Raw genomic sequence first — 18,453 nt, forward strand, 5'->3', positions numbered from 1 at the left:
AATTGGTTATAATGTTTTATTCCGTCGATTAACTTTCAATTCGCCAAGGTGGGTTTATCCTGTTCTCTCCTGCGTAAAACAAAATCAATTGATTTCCATCAACATCTTTTACCCTCGCCTCTCTCCATAACCATCTTTGGTCGGTCGGTGGTTGGTCAAATACAATCCCTTTTTCCATAAGTTCACCAACATATTCATCAAGATTATCGCATTCAAAATAGACATAAATTCCATCTCCTTTTGGCAAGTTTTCAGTTAGATGTATCGAAAAAGTTGAATTTCCATTTGGACATTCAAATCTTGCGTAATGAGGTAGTGATTCCACTATTAATTTCAATCCTAATTTTTCATAAAAGGGAATTGATTTCGTCAAATCCAACGACGGAATGGTTATTTGATTTAAGTCCATAGTCTAATTTCAGTTTAGATTTTCAAGCTTTACTTCACACGTTATCTGTACAATTGGCGCCGCCGTTTAAGTCATTAATTTAGCAAATATAAACCGAATGGAATCCTGATAGCTAGCGGGATTTGCACTAGCAATTAATTTTATATGGTGTTGTGGGCAGTGTTTTTTAAATCTTTAATGTTGGGTCAAGATTGGACACTACTATACCTTTTATTCTTATTATAGGAGGAAGCAATAATTTTTGCTAAAATTTCGATATTCACATCAACAAGTTTGTTTATGTATAGACATATATTACCCGTTTTATGTTTACCCAAATCATTCAATAATGCTTCCTGATTTTCAAAACCATTTAGCACGTACAAAACCAAATGCTGTTTTCTTGGCGAAAAAGAAGTTAAAGGCAGGTTCGTTTCCCGCCCACTTTCGTATTTATGAACATATTCCCCGAATCCAATTATTGAAGGCCCCCATTTTACAGGTTCTAAATTGGTGATTTTATTCATCATTTCCATAACAACAAGTCCGTCTTTTTGTCTAGTTTCATTTTGGACAGATTTTATGAATTCCATTACATTATTTGTCGGTTTCATATTTCCCTATTCTAGTTTATTGTCAATTTTCAAATCTATCAGAAGCGACGGCTAGAGTATTTCTGAGACCTGTTTGTAATTCTTCCGTTTAAGCCCTTCCTCCAATTCCAAATATTGCAAGTATTGATAATAGTTTTTTTTTCATTTTATCTGATTATGTACATCAATCAGAGATAGTTATTAACCATACCCCACTTACAAGAACTAAGATAACAAATCCTTGTTTGTAATCTTTTTGGTTCTAGGGACGCGGCAATGGATTATAGGAATTGTTAACGTTTTGAGGGAATAGAATTTAAACAGAATGTTGAAGTAAAAAACATTTTTTGCAATAGTGGCGCTTTATTTTAAATATGCTATTGACCACTGGCTTTATTCCGATTTACAAGTGAACTTTATATTAGAATTCTTTATAAATTCAAAATCGTCAATCCAACTAACATTCATATTATCACATACGTGAGGAATTTTGATTTTCGTCTGTTTCCGGACAAAATCTTTTTTTTCCTTAGTCACTACTATAGCTTTTTCATTCATTGCATGAGCAATAACCCAAGGGTCAGCTTTTGAGTGAATTCCATTGCTTGACACTAAATATTTATGCTTAGGATTGGTTGCGTAAATCTCTTTCAGACAATTTGTTACTGCACCATCAATTTTTTTAATTGGAATGTCGCTATTTTTTAACCATTCGAATAGGTTGTCTTGTCCTTTTTCAATTTCTTCATAAACCAATTCTGGAATAAAAATCACACCCTTTTTTCCTAATTCATTTAGTACTTCCCAATATGAAGGGCAAATTTCCGGCGAGTAATATGTTTGCCAAGCTTGAATGAGAATATTTGCATCAATACAGTAAACTGCTTTATCTTCTTCAAACATTAGGCAAGTAGTTTTTCAAATTTTTGGAAATTGTTAATCTGCGTGTTAAGAAGATTACTTGCTATTGATGGCGATAATGAACCGTTATTAAAAGAATCCATAACAATTCTTGTGAACAACTTACTGTTTTTGTTCAATCGAAGAAGATAAGTGTCTGGACCGTTTTTTCTTTCTTTTTGTTTCTCTTTTTTTATCTTTTCTCTTTCTAAGAATTTTTCAAATTCATCTTGAGCATCTTCTTTTAATGACTTGTATTTAGATTGAGAAATTAAGTTTAAGTTTAAGGCTCTTACCAATAAAGCAAAAGAACTTATGCCAAGTTCCTTAGCTTGTTTGAAAATCTTTTGGGTTGAATCAAATGTTTCATTACCTAACTGAATGATGATTTCATGTGGCATCAAAGCGTTAGCTGCAACTTGATTGCAAAATAATTCTACTGGATGAAATTTTGATATGGGATTATTGGTGAAATCAATATCTATTTCATTTGATATTCCAGATTTAGCTATCCAAATATGAGCTAATTCGTGTACTAATGTAAAAAGTTGTGGGGCCTTCCAATTTTTTGAATTCACGAATACGAAGGGTGCATATTTGTCAGAAATAGCGAATCCTTGTATCAAGTCTTTATCTAGAACCAATCTAGAATGTAAATAACTAGTACGTGAGATAAATATTCCAGCTAATTCTGCTTTTTCAATCCATTCATTAATTGGCGTTTTCTTGTAATTAGCTGGACTAATTTTTAATGTGTCTAATATATCTTTAGCAACAACCGCTGGATTATCATTTGGCGTATATTTTCCAACAAATGGAAGTTTGTTTTCTCCAATTTCTTCGAATAACTCACTAATCCAATTCTGTTTTTCTTGAACATCACGAATTATGAAGAGAGAAGCTGTATCTAATTTTTGAGAATCATCTCTTCTATAATCTTGAAGTGGTTGAAAGTCTTTTGGAATTTCAGGCAAAAAGAAAATAGAAAAAGGTCTTCTATAACTTTTTGCTAATATTTTCGCTTGTCTAATAGTTGGATAGTCATTTCCATTTTCCCAAGTCAAGAATCTTTCGGGTGAGACTAAAACTTTTTTGGCAGCATCTTCCACAGAGATTCCAGCGGTCTCTCTAGCCCACTTTAAAATCTCAGATGTTATAAATGCTTTTTCAGTCATTATTTTTACAAAGTTAAAATTTTAATTCAGAACGGATTTTTTTTTCAGCTTGTGATTAACAGTTTGTGTATGAAATGTAGCGTGTAAAAAGACGCGAACTTTTCGGTTTAACACAGGGCCGAACTTTTATTCCCGATAGCTATCAGAATTCGTCTTAGCAATCAATTTTATACGGTTTTGTAGGTAGTTATATTTTCAGGAAATCAGAAATATCAAATTTTCCGTATTTCCAATATTTAATAGTTCCGCTATGAATTTCGCAATTCTCTTTTAATCGAAAAATAACGGAATTCAAATGTTTTTCAAAATCATTGTTTGCACTTGTTTTTTCCATATCATTCAGGCTGTCAAGAATAATTTCCATTAGAGTTTCTTTTTCCTTTTGTGAAGAATTTACATTGTCGTACTCGGCAATGAATTCAGCGATTCTATTTGGGTCAGATATTTCCCATTCCCAATCTTGCATATTTTCGTCAAATTCCAGATTGAGTTTTTCAGATAATTTTTTCCGAGTTTGTTGATTTGGAATAAAAATTTCTTTGTCCGTATTCATTTCTCTGATAGGTTACAACTTCTCGGCTATGAGTAGTTGTGCGGGTTAGTACTTAAATTTGTTAGTGCACATGAGCTGAAAATTCCTAATTAATTTTCAGAGTAAGTGAGATTAAGCAATTAATTATACACCTTGTTACAAACAGTTTTTCTATTTATTAAATTCAGTCAACGGAATGATAACAGGATTAAATTGAATTCCTAAATCTTGTATTGCAGCATCATTTTTATAAACGATGTGAGCATTTCCATTTGGTTTTTCATTATTCAGCATTTTGGTAATATCTGAAATTTTCCAACTTTCGCTACTTAACAAATAATTTTTTCCGTGTAAGCCTTTAGTGGTGCTAGCACTATAAATCCCATCTGCTACGTCTTTAACATCCACCATTGCAAATTCAATGTCATTGTCATAGAACATTTGTATAAAGGGATTGGGTGCTATTTTATTCTTAAATAAAAACTGTAGACCTGAAGAGGTTGAATCTTCTCTATTGGATAATGATTTCCCCATAACTCCCGTAGGCGAAACACTCGTAATTTCAAAATCGGCATTTGGATGTTCTTTTACGAATTTTTCCACTGTTTGATTTGCAATAAATTTGGCTTGGGCATAAGGATGGCCTTCTTCACTCATAAATGGCGTATCATTTTCGTCAAATGAATCGTGAGGGTTTTTATTGCCGGCAGGGAGTGGGAAATTTGTGTTATATGCAGCAACCGATGCAACAAAAACCACCTTTTCAATTGTTGGTGTTTCATTAATAACTTCGAGAAAGTTTTCTGTCCCTTTGATTGTTGGGTCAAACAACTCTGTTTTTGGGTCTTTAACATCTAACTGAAAGGGTGTGCCTCCGTGAACAACTATGTCACAACCTTTAATGAATTCTTTTAGCTGATTTTTATTTTCAACTTTTAGTGGAAGAATTTCAAGATTTTCTGCATTCGGCAATGCTTTTAAATGGCTGTATTTTTCCGTTTTGGAAATGTCCGTAGCAGATACTCTGACCTTAAATCCTTCTTGCAAAAATTTCTTTGTAGTGTGACTTCCAATGAAACCTGAACCACCAATAATTCCAGCTGTTTTCATAATTTCTATTTTTTGATTAGTTATGTTTTTTTCAAATAATGGCTAACGGTTGGTGTATGGTTAGTTACGGGTTTTGAGCACCTAATTTAGCAATTAATTACACACGTTGTTGTGTGTAGTTTTTATTTCAAATTCTGTTGATTTAAATTCTTTTTCCAAAAAATCAAATTCACAATGAAAAATTACATTCTCTGCAGAGTTTTTATAGCAACTTTTAGAGAAATTCGGACTTATAAATATTTTATTCTCTTTCACTATTACAAAATTTTTCGGTTTGTTTATTCTGTCTTTTATAATGTCAAAAGAAATTTTTATTATTCCATTTTCATGATTGATTTTTTTATTAAAAACTTCACTAATTCCAATAGAGTCAGTTAGTTTTTTTTCGGCAATATTATATTCATAAGTTTTTCCTTTATCTTTTGTTATAAGACTAGAAACAAGAAATTTATAATCATAATATTCAATTAATTGTTCACTTTTATATATTCTTGATTCACAAAAAGGGTGCAATATAGTCTCTGAATTTTCAAATTTCTCGGAATTGTTTGTTGCTATGAATTTACTTTCGTAATATTCTTTTTCTGAACAGTAATTCGAGAAATAAAAATGAACTTTGTCATTGTGACTTATTTCTAATTCCTTTATTAATTTATTGTTCTTAAAAAAATAAAATCTTGATTTATTTATATTTAAATCACTCGTTTCAAAATCTAAATTTAGGTCGCATTTGATTTCGTCTTTTAAAACTGGAACACTTTCATTTCCTGAAATATATTTAAAAAAGTCCCAATCAAATACAGTTAATTCTCTAAAATCTAAATATTGTTTTTCTTTTGATTCGATAAATTTCTTCCCATTTTCCTCAATTTTAGATAATAAATTTTTTTCAAATTTGATTGATTCTAAATTTGAATTTTCACAGGAAAACAAAGAGATAATTATCAATAAAATTCCGATTATTCTTTTCAATTCGAGAGTTTTTTTAAATTACACACAACGGTTCGGCTATGAGTAGTTGCGTGGTTTAGCGGTTAACTTTGCAAGTACACACCAAGTTGGAAATTCCGCAGGAATTTCCAAAGTAGGCGAGAACAAGCAATTACTTATAGCCATTGTTGTGCGTTCGTTATTTTTTTTGATTTATTGTATCTATTACGATAATCTGAGGTTTTGTTTTTTCAATTCTTATAACCTCTTTCAAATATTTTACTTGTGATTCGTCAATTTTAACTGATGCAGGAATACCTATACTATATAGTGTTAGAACGATAGCTATTAAAGAAACAAAAGCACTAAATATTGCGGTTATCAGTCCAAATTTTGCGAGTTTGATATTTCTCTTAGAGAGTTTTAATTCGTTAGCTGCTATTACTAGATTAGTAGTCTGATAATTATTATTTTTAAACTCTATTAATTTATAATTAGGAACATAATTATAACAGAAGCAATTTATAAAATTATTTACCACCTCTTTGTTTTTAATCTCCAAGGTTTTGTTATAACCTTCACTACAATTTATATAATATGGAAAGAAATTTTTTCTATCTTCAATACTATTCCTGATACTGATTTTATCAACAAAGCCATCGCTTTCCAATTGATTTAAGAAATTTGATATTTTAACCAGAATATAGTTTACTTTTTCAAATAGCAACCAGTTGCCAATAATTATGAATTCACTTCTATATTCCTTTTCCATTAAATGAATTGTCGGTTCTGATTTTTTAATATCTAAATCTATTAAAATTCCAGCATCGTTAAAATCATAATCATTTTTAAATAGTATACGTATTAAGTCTTCTATATTAGCCTGATTTTTTTGTGAAGCCATGGTTTCATGATGAGTTTTTATCACAAACCTATTTTCCAATGTTGGTAATTCTTCTGGGTCTCTCAATCCTACCCAATTCCATTTAGATTTATTTTCATTAGAATTACCTCCAATAGAATCAGATTCTATTAAGTAGTCAATTATTTGTTTTTCAATTCTACTTAGATTCTCCATCAGTAAGAATGTATTTCAGTGTTTGGTAATGACGCACAACGGTTGGGCTAAGGTTCGTTGCTGTGATTCGTCCGAAGGACAATCCAGCCGAACCTAAAGATAGCTTTTTGCGCAGGATTTCTGTTTAGGAAATCCGCAAGCAATGAATTTTAGGCTTTGTTATAAACAGGTTTTTATTTCCGTCAAATTTTCCATCCAATTGTCCGCTTGTAATTCGTTCAGTTTTAGGCCATTTTGGGTAATCGATAGTATTTGAAGGATATTATTTGGTTCTGTTTGTCCAATTGTGAATATTAAGAAAGCATTTTCTCTAATTTTTTTTACCGACCAATACCCGTAGTCATTCCAGTTCTTGTTCACAAACTGATTTTTTGGTTGCGGTACGTTCAAGGTAATATCGCGGAAAAACTTATCCGAGCTAAACTCTCCTTTAATTCCTTGAATCGAATCGAACTGGTGAGTTATTAAGAAGTTCGAAATTTCATTTTTATCCAGGTCAATTTTATGAGTTAAGTCCAATTTTTGAAAAACATAAATGGTATTTTCTAATCCATTCATTTCGATGGAATCTTGACCGAATTGCCGAAACTTTATTTTAGCTTTTAATGCTCTACTCCTTATTTTCGATTTTTTGAAATTTACTTTGATATTTACTACTGTATCTGTCTTAATATGACCCATTGTAGAATTGTCGAAATCGATAATCACTCCTTCATCGCCCCTTGTGTGGTATGTTGTTCCTTCTACAATCCGATTATTGTATGACATCCAAACACCACTCAATTCCTGACCATAAGAATTGAAAAGTCCAGTTACGATTAAAAATAAGATTATGTTTTTTTTCAAACTTGTTTATAACAATTGGATATGGTTATTAATTATATCTCACTTATAAAAACTAAGATAACAAATCCTTCTTTGTAATCTTTTATAAAATGTCTTTGGCCAACACAGTAATATTAGCAATCTCCGCAGTATAATTCCTTACTATGAATACAGGTTTTTCTGTAAATCTTTGAAGTAAGCGTGACTTTTCACAAAAAAGGTGTCTAAAAAAGTATAGGCTGAATCTTTGACATTCAAAATTAAAACCCTGTTATGATAAATAAAACAACGATTTTAGCAATTGGCTTTTTTGGTATTTGTTCATGTTCAAAACAATCTAAGAACGACTATGGGCTACAAACTTTCATAACCCAGATTGCAACTTCTGAAATGGCCATTGAGCAGATAAGAAAGGAAACACTAGTGCTGGTAAACAGGGGAAACGTGGGTGCCCAACGCATAAAGGCTCGCGATAGTTTAATTGAAGCGCAACTTTTAGAATTACGGACCATGTTAAATTCTTGCGATACGGTGTCTTATCTTACCGTAAACGAAGCAAGAAAATTGGCAACCCAAAAAGAGCTGCACCTTATGCCAATGGCCATTGAGAATAAACAAAGTGCCTACTACATTACATGTAACAATGAAATTATTTTACCTGTTCTGCTTGAGGATGGAAAAGTGGTGAGCACTATAACCATAACCCTGACCAAGAGACCAAGGCGATATTTTGTTAGGTTTTAGTTGCTAAGCTCTTTGTTATAGGTGAGGCGATAAACTTCTTCCGAGCTTATTATGCTTTTGATCTTGGTTTGAATCTCGGTAAGTTCTTGCAACTTATCTCGCTTTTGCATCCAAAGGGTAAGGTTCTGCACCCCTTCAAACACCTCTAGATCATCATAAAACCAAACCAAGATTACTTTGCCATAGGCGCCCACCGAACCACGACTACTCTCCAGGGGATACGGATATGCTGTTTCCTTTAATAGCCCGGCCAGTTTTCGTATCTGTACATCAAAAGCATCTAGCTTATTCATAGAAATTTCATAGACCATCATTTTGGACAGTGGAAATTGAGCAACGGAAATTTCCGTCACAGTACTCCAGGGCAGTATCATTTCCTTAACGTAATTAAACCCTACACCAATACCTAAGCTGTTTAACGAGTCTAAGGCTTGGTCGAATGCTACGCCAAGCCCCTGCTTATAAAACTCATCGCGATAACCTTTTAATGAAAGTACATCGGGAATTCCATCACTAAAATTTACGATGAGGTATTCTTGCGTGTCGGAAATGTAGGTAAGCCAATCAAAACGTTCATTGAGTTTTGCCTTTTTTGCCAGGCTTGCAAGGTGACCCATATTTTTTTCGAAACCGATTTTTGCACTGGGGTCTACTTTTAAAAAGGTAAGTTGTGTATAAATTTCAACATCGCTTTTTTGAATTGATTTTTGTGCTAAGCAGCATAAGGGGAAAAGTACTAGAAGAAATAATTTTTTCATTTTTATCCGTATTTCCGAAAAATCAAATTATGGAACAACACCTCGTCGTTTTTGCATCACCACGATGCTATTGGATAACCTGCGAAAAGATAAAAATTTTATAAATACGATTCCTGAAAATTGTATCTCTTGCTATTGTCGGTGTATCGTTAACAAAAGCTATGATTGTTGAGTAAGACCCGCTGTTTTCTTTAAATTGGCCAATCCAAAAACCACGAGTGCGGGCAATACCCAACCCATACTTAATTTCCCAAGCGGAATGTACTCTTGTATGGGTGCCGCCGTACTTCCAAATCCTATACTTCCCAAAAAATCGGGGATACTAAAGAGCATGGTGGCTATGACCACGGCACGGAAAACAAATGGGGAGGCCCATTTATTGGGAACCACGTTAAGCAAAATCAATACTATGGTTATGGGATAAATGAACATTAGGGCCGGTAGTGCCACAGCAATTATATATCCCACATTAAATTGTCCCATAAGAACCCCTAACACAGAACCGATAATAGCGGTATAGGTGTAGGCCTTATGTGAACCGGAAAAAAGGTATTTTACATAATCTGCAGATCCTGTTACAATCCCCACGGCCGTTGTAAAACATGCCAAACTTACCAACACGCTTAAGAACAGATTGGCAGTGTTGCCCAGTGCCTGTGTGCTTATGCCAATAAGTAAGGCCGTTCTTGTAATATCGGTCTCAAAATTGCCATGCTGCAATGCCGCTGTAAGGATAAGTCCGGCATAGATAAGTAACAGCCCCAAACCGGCCAACCATCCAGCACGGCGTATCAATCCTCTTTTTTCCTCGTATGATGCATTCTTGTTCTTTAGGTTGATGGAGATAATGAGTACCCCGCCTACCACTACGGCCCCAATGGCATCAAAAGTTTGGTAGCCCTCTAAAATACCATCCGTAAACGGATTGGCAAATGTGGTGGCACCAAAGACCGTATCATAGGAAAAAATGGTTACCCCTATGATGGCCAATAAGATCAGAATAATGGCTGGCGTTAAGAGTTTACCGATGATATTTAGAATTTTAGAACGGTTCATTACAAAAACGAAGACCAAGGCAAAATAAACGATGCTGGTAAACAAGGGTGCCGTATTAAAAAAAGGAGCTATGGCCATCTCATGTGTAACCGAGGCCGTTCTGGGCGAAGGCAGGCTTATGGATATGGCGTATATAATAAGGGCATAGACGAGACTGAATTTTGGGGATACCTTTTTTCCAAAATCGAAAATGGTACCCTGCAATTTGGCATGCGCCAAAATACCCAAGATGGGAATCAGCACGGCGGAAATACAAAAACCCAATGCAACAAACCACCAGAGGTTGCCAGATTGAAATCCGAGATAGGGTGGGAGAATTAAGTTGCCCGCTCCAAAGAAAAGTGAGAAGAGGGCAAAAGCGGCAACCAGGGTTTCCTTGGTAGAATTCATAAGGGTGTAAATATGACGAGAAAGATAGGGAATTTGAATTTATATTCACACGAAAAAAAAGTGCATTGGACGATACTTCGATACCAGTTTTTAATGTAATTAGGGTCCGAAAGATGACGTTCGTCGAAAAAATCATAAAAATTAAACGCGCCGCCCAATAAAAGTAGGGGTTTCGCCGTTATTTTTTTCTAGCGTCCCATATAGCGCTTTTACCCCAGCAACTAATTCTTGTATGATTTGCATTTTACGGCTCCCAAATCCTGTAAATGCACCTTAAAAAACCTACAAATATGAAAAAAACATTTTCGAACTATGGCATTAAACTAAGCTCCGTTTTTTGCAACCTATTTGGACATCATTACGCAGTATCCAAAAAAGTGACCCTTCACATTAAAGAGTACAAATGTATACACTGTAACAAGCAGGTTACTACAGATGTAAGCGGAAACCTTTCGGCCTTAACACCCGAAATGCGCGACATTAATGATACATTGGAAAATCTTTATCAGAAAAGACATAGAGCTACGCAACAAGTAGCTTAACTATGCTTTGGCAAAAGAATTCCAGCCCTGAGCGGTTATTGGAATTTTAGAGTTATTCCTGGAGATTAAGTGTGCACCTTCACTTTTGGACGTCATGTGCCCCACGACGGTCAAATTAGGATTGCCCTTTATTTTCGGGAATTCCTTTTGGTCTAAAGTAAACAGCAACTCATAATCTTCTCCACCGCTTAAAGCGATCATGGTACTGTCCACACCAAATTCCTCGCATGCAGATATCACCGTGGGGTCTAAAGGTATTTTATCTTCATACAGATTGCACCCAACATTACTTTGTTTGCATAAGTGCAAAATTTCTGAAGAGAGGCCATCGCTTATATCGATCATGGCGGTAGGTTTCACTTCCAGATTTTGTAATAGTTCAACAATGTCTTTGCGGGCTTCGGGCTTTAACTGTCGCTCTACGATATAGGTGTATAAGGACAGATCGGGTTGGTTATTGGGGTCTACCTTAAAAACTTCTTTTTCGCGTTCCAACACTTGCAGTCCCATGTAGGCACCACCCAAGTCTCCGCTAACCACTAATAGGTCGTTTGGTTTTGCACCGCTGCGGTATACGATATCCTCTTTATTGGATTCACCCAAGGCTGTAATACTAATGATCATGCCTGTGGTGGATGATGTAGTATCGCCCCCAACCAGATCTACTTGGTACAACTCACATGCCAAGGCCACACCCGCATAAAATTCTTCCAATGCTTCCAAAGGAAATCTATTGGACACTGCTAAGGAAACTGTAATTTGGGTGGCTTTGGCGTTCATGGCATACACATCGGAGAGGTTTACCATTACCGCTTTGTAACCCAAATGTTTTAAGGGGATGTAACTAAGGTCAAAATGCACCCCTTCTACCAACATGTCCGTGGTTACCAACGTCCTTTTATCGGCAAAGTCCAATACAGCGGCATCATCGCCAACGGCGGTCTTCGTAGATGTGTGGAGCTTGGGAAAGTTTTTGGTAAGGTGGTCTATCAATCCAAATTCTCCCAGTTGTTCCAAGGAGGTACGTTCTTGGTTTTTGTCTTCTATCATTTTGCAAAAATAAGTAGGATATATTTTATATCGTATCTTTAACTATAGAAAGCGAGGTTGGATTAAAAAGATACTATGAAAAAGACTTACTTCCTTCTTGTTTCACTAAGCTTGTTATGCAGTTGTTCTAATGACGATTCTTCGGTTGGGGATACTATGCCCCCAGACGGTGTTGATGGTACGGATATTGTTGCGGCCGAATGTGTTAACGGCATGGCCGGTATTTTTCCCTGCTCGGGATACGATCTATTGGGCGGAGTGGCACTGAGTGTGCTTACGGCCAATTCCGGAAACGATATTTGGGGTTGGACAGACCCTACTACCAATAGGGAATACGCCGTTGTAGGATTGAACAACGGCACTGCATTTGTAGACATCACCGATGAGAATAACATGGTTTATTTGGGAAAACTCCCCACCGCAACAGGCAATAGCGGATGGAGAGATGTAAAAGTGTATCAGGATCATGCCTATATTGTCTCGGAAGCCCCGGGCCATGGCATGCAGATTTTTGATCTTACCCGTTTACGGAATGTGAGCAGCCCGCCAGAGACCTTTACCGCGGATAATCGGTATACAGAATTTGGAAATGCCCATAATGTAGTGATCAACGAAACTACAGGCTTTGCTTATGTTGTTGGCACAGCTAGGGACGATGCCTTTAACGGAGGTGTACACTTCCTCAATATACAAGATCAGAAAAACCCAATAGCGGCAGGTGGCTATGCGGACAATGGTTACACACACGATGCACAGGTAGTTAGCTATAACGGCCCAGATGCCGATTATGCCGGGAGCGAGATATTTATTGGCGCAAATGAGGACCAAATTGTTATAGCCGACTTTACGGATAAGGACAACCCCACTGAAATAACCACTTTGCAATACAGCAATATAGGCTACACCCATCAGGGTTGGTTTACCGAAGATTTCCGTTATTTTATTTTGGGTGATGAGTTGGATGAGGCAAATTTTGGTTTCGATTCGCGCACCCTTATCTTCGATCTGCAAGACTTGGACAATCCTGTATTGCACCACACCTACATTGGGCCAACAGGAGCCATAGACCATAACGGTTATGTGTTGGGCGATCAGTTTTTTTTGGCCAACTATACCGCTGGGGTAAGGATTCTTAACATTACGAATATCGAAGGAAGCACCGTAGTGGAAGAAGGGTTCTTCGATACTTTTCCTGCAAATGACATTACAGATTTTAACGGGGTTTGGAGTGTGTATCCCTACTTTGCGAGTGGTAAGATAATAGTGAACGATATTAATTCTGGATTGTTCGTAATCCAGAAATCCAATTAGAAATTTATGAAGAACACCGGCCTGTTATTTCTTTTTTTGATACTGAGCTCTTGTTCCAGTGATGATAATCTTCCGCTGAATGGGGATACGGGCGGGCAGACCACTTTTTTGGGAGAGGTAGTCTGGGCCAAAAACTACGGCGGAACCGGTGAGGATACAGGTCAGGAGGTAATATCCACTTCCGATGGCGGATATGTTATTTTGGGATATTCCAACAGTATGGATGGGGATTTGGTTGGTAAAACTACAGATGTAAATGATTACTGGCTTATTAAATTGGATGCCGATGGAAACCTACAATGGAGCAAAACCTACGGAGGTAGTAAAGACGATCGTGGTCAGAGTGTAGTGCAGACCTCTGACAACGGCTTTGCCATTGTTGGGTATGCCATGAGCGATGATGGGGACGGAAGTAACAACGAGGGTTTTCATGACAATTGGATTCTAAAATTAGATGTTTCGGGGAACATAGAATGGGAACGTAGTTTTGGGTTTTCTGGTCACGATCACTCGTACGATGTAGTACAAACGGCAGATGGAGGTTTCTTTTTTGTGGGATTTTTAGATATTACCGCCTCACAGGGAGCAGGAGGTGCGGCAAAAGGAGATTTACTTACACGCCATGGCGTAGGGGAATTTTGGGGTACCAAATTAGATGCAGAAGGAAATCTACAATGGCGCAGGTATTTTGGTGGAACCAACAACGACAGGGCCTATGGGGTTACACAAACGGATGATGGCGGCTTTGTAATGACCGGCTCTTCGGAAAGTGAGGATTTCGATATTAGCAACGGCAAAGGAAGTTACGATTATTGGGCGGTAAAGATTACAGGTAGTGGGGATTTGGTATGGGAAAGCTCCTTTGGGGGAGCTGGTATAGACAAGGCCTATGACGTAACCAAGACCAATGACAACGCCTATGTACTTGTTGGGAATACGTTCAGTACGGATTTGGATGTTTCCAAAAACAATGGAGAATCGGACGTGTGGCTGGTAAAGATTGATGACAACGGCGAGCTGTTATGGGAAAAGACCTTTGGCGGAACCCAGTTCGATGCCGCTCAAAGTGTTGTACAAGCCAGTGATGGCGGATTCCTTATTGCGGGGAATTCCAAAAGTGCCGATCTGGATGCCGATACCAACGCAGGTGAAAACGATTTTTGGATCATTAAAACAGATGGCCAGGGAGAACTTATATGGCAACATACCTACGGTGGTACCGCTATAGAATTTGGGTTCGACGCCATTGAGACCACTACCGGCGGCATTGTATTTGTTGGTGAAACCGCAAGTCAAGATTTCCCAAATCTAGAAAATAAAGGAGCCACTGATTTGGTTGTATTGAAAATAGAATAGCTTCCCCATTTCCTCCTGAAAAAAATCTATAGAAAAACTTTATAAAGGCATTCGTTATATTAATGTTAGGAATTGTGCTAAAACCCTACTTATGAACTATATTTGTAAACTATTTAGAATAAATCCAATTAAGATATGATCAAGGTATCGGAAACAGCTAAACAGAAGGTAATTTCCCTAATGACGGAGGAGGGTTTTAATGCTCAAAAGGATTATGTACGTGTTGGCGTAAAGAGTGGTGGTTGCAGTGGGTTGTCCTATGAACTGGGTTTTGATGATAAAACCGAGGAAACGGATAAGGTTTTCGAGGACAATGCAGTTAGGATCATTGTGGACAAAAAGAGTTTTTTATATCTAGTAGGGACCGTTTTGGAATATTCTGGAGGATTAAACGGTAAGGGCTTTGTATTTAACAACCCCAATGCCCAGCGAACCTGTGGTTGTGGGGAAAGCTTTTCTCTTTGATAAGTAAATAAAAGGAAAATGGTTAAAAGAACAAATTATCAGGGCTTTTAAACATGTAAGCAAGTAGTATGGCATATACGGAAGAAGAATTAAAGAAAGAACTAGAAACCAAGGAGTACGAGTACGGTTTCTACACGGACATTGCATCGGATACATTTCCCAAGGGCCTTAACGAGGATATAGTTGTGGCTATTTCCAAGAAAAAAGAGGAACCGGAATGGATGACCGAATGGCGCTTGGAAGCGTTTCGTGTGTGGAAGGAAATGATAGAACCGGAATGGGCCAACGTAACCTACAAAAAACCCAGTTTCCAGGATATCTCTTACTATTCCGCTCCCAATAGCAAGCCCAAATACAATAGTTTGGATGAGGTAGACCCCGAGCTGTTGGATACCTTTAAAAAATTGGGCATTTCCTTGGACGAGCAAAAGAAACTGGCAGGAGTTGCCGTGGACATTGTTATGGACTCGGTTTCCGTAGCCACTACCTTCAAAAAAACACTGGCAGAAAAAGGAATTATTTTCTGTTCTATATCCGAGGCCATAAAGGAACACCCAGAATTGGTGCGCAAGCATTTGGGGACCGTAGTACCCCAAAAAGATAATTTTTATGCTGCCCTTAATTCTGCAGTATTCTCGGACGGATCTTTCTGTTATATACCCAAAGGGGTACGTTGTCCCATGGAACTTTCTACTTACTTTAGAATAAACCAAGCCGGTACAGGGCAGTTCGAAAGAACACTTGTAATTGCCGATGAAGGCAGCTATGTAAGTTATTTAGAGGGGTGTACCGCACCTTCTAGAGATGAAAACCAATTGCATGCGGCCGTGGTAGAACTTATAGCTTTGGACAATGCGGAAATAAAATACTCAACGGTACAAAACTGGTTTCCTGGCGATAAGGAAGGCAAAGGCGGTGTTTACAATTTCGTGACCAAAAGAGGGATTTGCGAGAAAAACGCAAAAATTTCATGGACTCAGGTAGAGACCGGTTCCGCAATAACCTGGAAATACCCTTCCTGTATTTTAAAAGGGGATAACTCCATAGGGGAATTTTATTCCATAGCGGTGACCAACAACTACCAGCAGGCAGATACAGGCACCAAAATGATCCATTTGGGCAAGAATACAAGAAGCACCATCATTTCCAAAGGGATTTCCGCGGGCAAATCACAGAACAGCTATAGAGGATTGGTACAGGTAAACAGCAGGGCAAAAAATGCCCGAAATTTTTCACAATGCGATTCCTTACTCATGGGGAACGAATGTGGGGCCCATACCTTTCCATATATTGAAACCAAAAACAAAACAGCACAGATAGAGCATGAGGCCACAACAAGTAAAATTGGAGAGGATCAAATTTTTTATTGCAACCAGCGTGGTATAGATACCGAAAAGGCCATTGCGCTTATTGTAAATGGTTTTAGCAAGGAAGTATTGAACAAGTTACCGATGGAGTTCGCCGTGGAGGCGCAAAAACTGTTGGAAATTAGCTTGGAAGGCTCTGTTGGATAGTAAAATCAAAATTGGAAAATGAAAAAAATCATAGGATTACTTGCGGTACTGGCCATTATATCTTGTAAAGAAGCAAAGAAAGAAAATGCTGAAGATGCCAATGCAGAAATCGAAGTTTCCAAACCAGAAATAAAGCTCTACACTTTTGATGGCGGTACGGTTTTCGTAAATAAATTGGAGGTTTTCTCCCAAGATACCACCTACCAAGGACAGACCAAGGAATTTTCCGATGCATTTTACGTAGTATCGCATCCGGAAGGAAACCTAATATGGGATACCGGATTACCAGATGGCTTGGTTGGCCTGCCAGAACCGTTTACCTCTCCTGATGGTGCATTTACGGTATCTAGAAAAGATTCGATCGCCAATCAGCTAAAACAGATTGGACTATCACCTAAAGATTTTAAATATGTTGCCCTTTCGCATACTCATTTTGACCATACCGGTAATGCCAATGTTTTTGCAGATGCCACATGGCTGGTGCAACAAACCGAGTATGATTTTATCACTAGTGAGGAATCGCAAAAAAACAACGCGGACGGTTATAATGCAATAAAGGAACTTACGAAGGTAAAACACCTCAATGGCGACTTTGATGTTTTCGGGGACGGCAGTGTTATTATAAAATACATGCCCGGACATACCCCTGGACACCAAGTGTTGTATTTGGATCTGCCAGAACATGGACCCTTACTTTTGTCTGGCGATATGTATCACCTTTATGAGAATAGAGAACACAGAAGGGTACCCATTTTTAACACGGATGTAGATCAGACATTGGCAAGTATGGACGCTTTTGAAGCCTTTGCCGAAGAAAAGAATGCCAAGGTATACTTGCAACACCAAAAAGAGGATTTTAATAAAATGCCCACGGCACCAAACCATTTAAAATAAAAAGATTTTATACAAGATGCTGAAGATTAAAGACTTGCACGCAAGTGTAGAAGATAAGGAGATTCTAAGGGGGATAAACCTAGAAGTCAATAAGGGGGAAGTACATGCCATTATGGGTCCTAATGGATCGGGTAAAAGTACTTTGGCCGCGGTAGTCGCCGGAAAAGAAGAATTTGAAATTACCAAAGGAGCGGTTTTTTTGGATGGCGAAGATTTGGAGGACGATGCCCCGGAAGAACGCGCCCACAAAGGGATATTTCTTTCGTTTCAATATCCGGTAGAAATCCCTGGAGTATCCGTCACCAATTTTATGAAGACCGCGATAAACGAATCTCGGAAAGCTCGTGGATTAGAAGATATGCCCGCCAACCAGATGTTGAAGTTGATACGCGAAAAATCTGAAATGTTGGATATTGACCGTAAATTTTTGTCGCGCTCCCTTAACGAAGGATTTTCCGGAGGAGAGAAAAAGCGTAATGAAATATTTCAATTGGCCATGTTAGAACCCAAGTTGGCCATTTTGGATGAAACCGATTCCGGACTCGATATCGATGCACTTCGTATCGTTGCCGATGGCGTAAACAAACTTAGAAGTAAGGACAACGCAGTAATCGTAATAACGCATTACCAAAGATTGCTAGAGTACATTGTACCAGATTTTGTGCATGTATTGCATAACGGTAAAATTGTAAAATCGGGCACTAAGGAACTGGCGTTGGAGCTAGAAGAAAAAGGGTACGATTGGATAAAGCAAGAGACCGTAGTTTAACGGTATTTTGCAAAAAAGTAATACGGACTTGAAGTATTGAACACTAGTTTGATAAGCAAGAAACAATAGTAAG

General features: G+C 37.5%; 20 protein-coding genes. 8 read left to right on the forward strand and 12 right to left on the reverse strand.

Annotated features, from left to right (window positions below):
- Positions 1-28: 28 nt before the first annotated feature.
- From ACEQ81_RS03620 to ACEQ81_RS03660, 9 genes are all read right to left on the reverse strand, one after another.
- A complete protein-coding gene (locus ACEQ81_RS03620) occupies positions 29-409 on the reverse strand; it encodes a VOC family protein (protein WP_411029483.1) in 381 nt (126 codons plus the stop codon).
- Positions 410-594: 185 nt separating this feature from the next.
- Positions 595-1,002, reverse strand: a complete 408-nt coding sequence (locus ACEQ81_RS03625) for a DUF1801 domain-containing protein (RefSeq protein WP_411029484.1) — start codon at positions 1,000-1,002, stop codon at positions 595-597.
- A 372-nt stretch (positions 1,003-1,374) separates the two neighbouring features.
- Positions 1,375-1,884 (reverse strand): DUF4411 family protein, encoded by a 510-nt coding sequence (locus tag ACEQ81_RS03630; protein WP_411029485.1) that lies wholly within the window; start codon positions 1,882-1,884, stop codon positions 1,375-1,377.
- Entirely contained in the window at positions 1,884-3,056 is a 1,173-nt protein-coding gene (locus ACEQ81_RS03635; RefSeq protein WP_411029486.1) for an ImmA/IrrE family metallo-endopeptidase, read from the reverse strand. Before ACEQ81_RS03635 ends, ACEQ81_RS03630 begins: the two co-directional genes overlap by 1 nt.
- Positions 3,057-3,243: 187 nt before the next feature.
- Complete coding sequence (locus ACEQ81_RS03640; protein WP_411029487.1) at positions 3,244-3,609, reverse strand: hypothetical protein; 366 nt, start codon at positions 3,607-3,609, stop codon at positions 3,244-3,246.
- A gap of 150 nt (positions 3,610-3,759) precedes the next feature.
- On the reverse strand, positions 3,760-4,698 hold the full coding sequence (locus tag ACEQ81_RS03645; RefSeq protein WP_411029488.1) for an NAD-dependent epimerase/dehydratase family protein: 939 nt from the start codon (positions 4,696-4,698) through the stop codon (positions 3,760-3,762).
- Positions 4,699-4,791: 93 nt separating this feature from the next.
- Positions 4,792-5,670, reverse strand: coding sequence for a hypothetical protein (locus ACEQ81_RS03650; protein ID WP_411029489.1), 879 nt, complete (start codon positions 5,668-5,670; stop codon positions 4,792-4,794).
- Between the two features lie 157 nt (positions 5,671-5,827).
- On the reverse strand, positions 5,828-6,706 hold the full coding sequence (locus tag ACEQ81_RS03655; protein ID WP_411029490.1) for a hypothetical protein: 879 nt from the start codon (positions 6,704-6,706) through the stop codon (positions 5,828-5,830).
- Between the two features lie 159 nt (positions 6,707-6,865).
- A complete protein-coding gene (locus ACEQ81_RS03660; RefSeq protein WP_411029491.1) occupies positions 6,866-7,552 on the reverse strand; it encodes a hypothetical protein in 687 nt (228 codons plus the stop codon).
- A gap of 252 nt (positions 7,553-7,804) precedes the next feature.
- Between ACEQ81_RS03660 and ACEQ81_RS03665 the strand changes: the two genes are divergently transcribed.
- On the forward strand, positions 7,805-8,275 hold the full coding sequence (locus ACEQ81_RS03665; protein ID WP_411029492.1) for a hypothetical protein: 471 nt from the start codon (positions 7,805-7,807) through the stop codon (positions 8,273-8,275).
- On the opposite strand, the gene ACEQ81_RS03670 is transcribed toward ACEQ81_RS03665, so the two are convergent.
- Together ACEQ81_RS03670 and brnQ are read right to left on the reverse strand one after the other, a co-directional pair.
- Positions 8,272-9,033 carry a hypothetical protein gene (locus ACEQ81_RS03670; protein WP_411029493.1) on the reverse strand — a complete coding sequence of 254 codons (762 nt, stop codon included), beginning with the start codon at positions 9,031-9,033 and terminating at the stop codon, positions 8,272-8,274. The genes ACEQ81_RS03665 and ACEQ81_RS03670 overlap by 4 nt on opposite strands.
- A gap of 159 nt (positions 9,034-9,192) precedes the next feature.
- A complete protein-coding gene (brnQ, locus tag ACEQ81_RS03675; RefSeq protein ID WP_411029494.1) occupies positions 9,193-10,479 on the reverse strand; it encodes a branched-chain amino acid transport system II carrier protein in 1,287 nt (428 codons plus the stop codon).
- Positions 10,480-10,769: 290 nt separating this feature from the next.
- On the opposite strand from brnQ, the gene ACEQ81_RS03680 reads away from it, so the two are divergent.
- Entirely contained in the window at positions 10,770-11,021 is a 252-nt protein-coding gene (locus tag ACEQ81_RS03680; protein WP_411029495.1) for a hypothetical protein, read from the forward strand.
- Here ACEQ81_RS03680 and thiL read toward each other — a convergent pair whose 3' ends face one another.
- Positions 11,022-12,071 carry a thiamine-phosphate kinase gene (gene thiL, locus ACEQ81_RS03685; RefSeq protein ID WP_411029496.1) on the reverse strand — a complete coding sequence of 350 codons (1,050 nt, stop codon included), beginning with the start codon at positions 12,069-12,071 and terminating at the stop codon, positions 11,022-11,024.
- A 75-nt stretch (positions 12,072-12,146) separates the two neighbouring features.
- Between thiL and ACEQ81_RS03690 the strand changes: the two genes are divergently transcribed.
- The 6 genes from ACEQ81_RS03690 (at position 12,147) to sufC (ending at position 18,380) form a co-directional block, all read left to right on the forward strand.
- Positions 12,147-13,382 carry a choice-of-anchor B family protein gene (locus tag ACEQ81_RS03690; RefSeq protein ID WP_411029497.1) on the forward strand — a complete coding sequence of 412 codons (1,236 nt, stop codon included), beginning with the start codon at positions 12,147-12,149 and terminating at the stop codon, positions 13,380-13,382.
- Between the two features lie 6 nt (positions 13,383-13,388).
- Positions 13,389-14,738 carry a hypothetical protein gene (locus ACEQ81_RS03695; RefSeq protein ID WP_411029498.1) on the forward strand — a complete coding sequence of 450 codons (1,350 nt, stop codon included), beginning with the start codon at positions 13,389-13,391 and terminating at the stop codon, positions 14,736-14,738.
- A gap of 135 nt (positions 14,739-14,873) precedes the next feature.
- Complete coding sequence (locus ACEQ81_RS03700) at positions 14,874-15,203, forward strand: HesB/IscA family protein (RefSeq protein WP_411029499.1); 330 nt, start codon at positions 14,874-14,876, stop codon at positions 15,201-15,203.
- A gap of 68 nt (positions 15,204-15,271) precedes the next feature.
- Positions 15,272-16,717, forward strand: a complete 1,446-nt coding sequence (sufB, locus tag ACEQ81_RS03705) for a Fe-S cluster assembly protein SufB (RefSeq protein WP_411029500.1) — start codon at positions 15,272-15,274, stop codon at positions 16,715-16,717.
- A gap of 18 nt (positions 16,718-16,735) precedes the next feature.
- Entirely contained in the window at positions 16,736-17,611 is an 876-nt protein-coding gene (locus ACEQ81_RS03710) for an N-acyl homoserine lactonase family protein (RefSeq protein WP_411029501.1), read from the forward strand.
- 16 nt (positions 17,612-17,627) lie between these two features.
- Positions 17,628-18,380 carry a Fe-S cluster assembly ATPase SufC gene (gene sufC, locus ACEQ81_RS03715; protein ID WP_411029502.1) on the forward strand — a complete coding sequence of 251 codons (753 nt, stop codon included), beginning with the start codon at positions 17,628-17,630 and terminating at the stop codon, positions 18,378-18,380.
- The last annotated feature ends 73 nt before the right edge of the window (positions 18,381-18,453 follow it).

This window comes from Spongiimicrobium sp. 3-5 (assembly GCF_046557915.1).
GTDB lineage: Bacteria > Bacteroidota > Bacteroidia > Flavobacteriales > Flavobacteriaceae > JBHEBG01.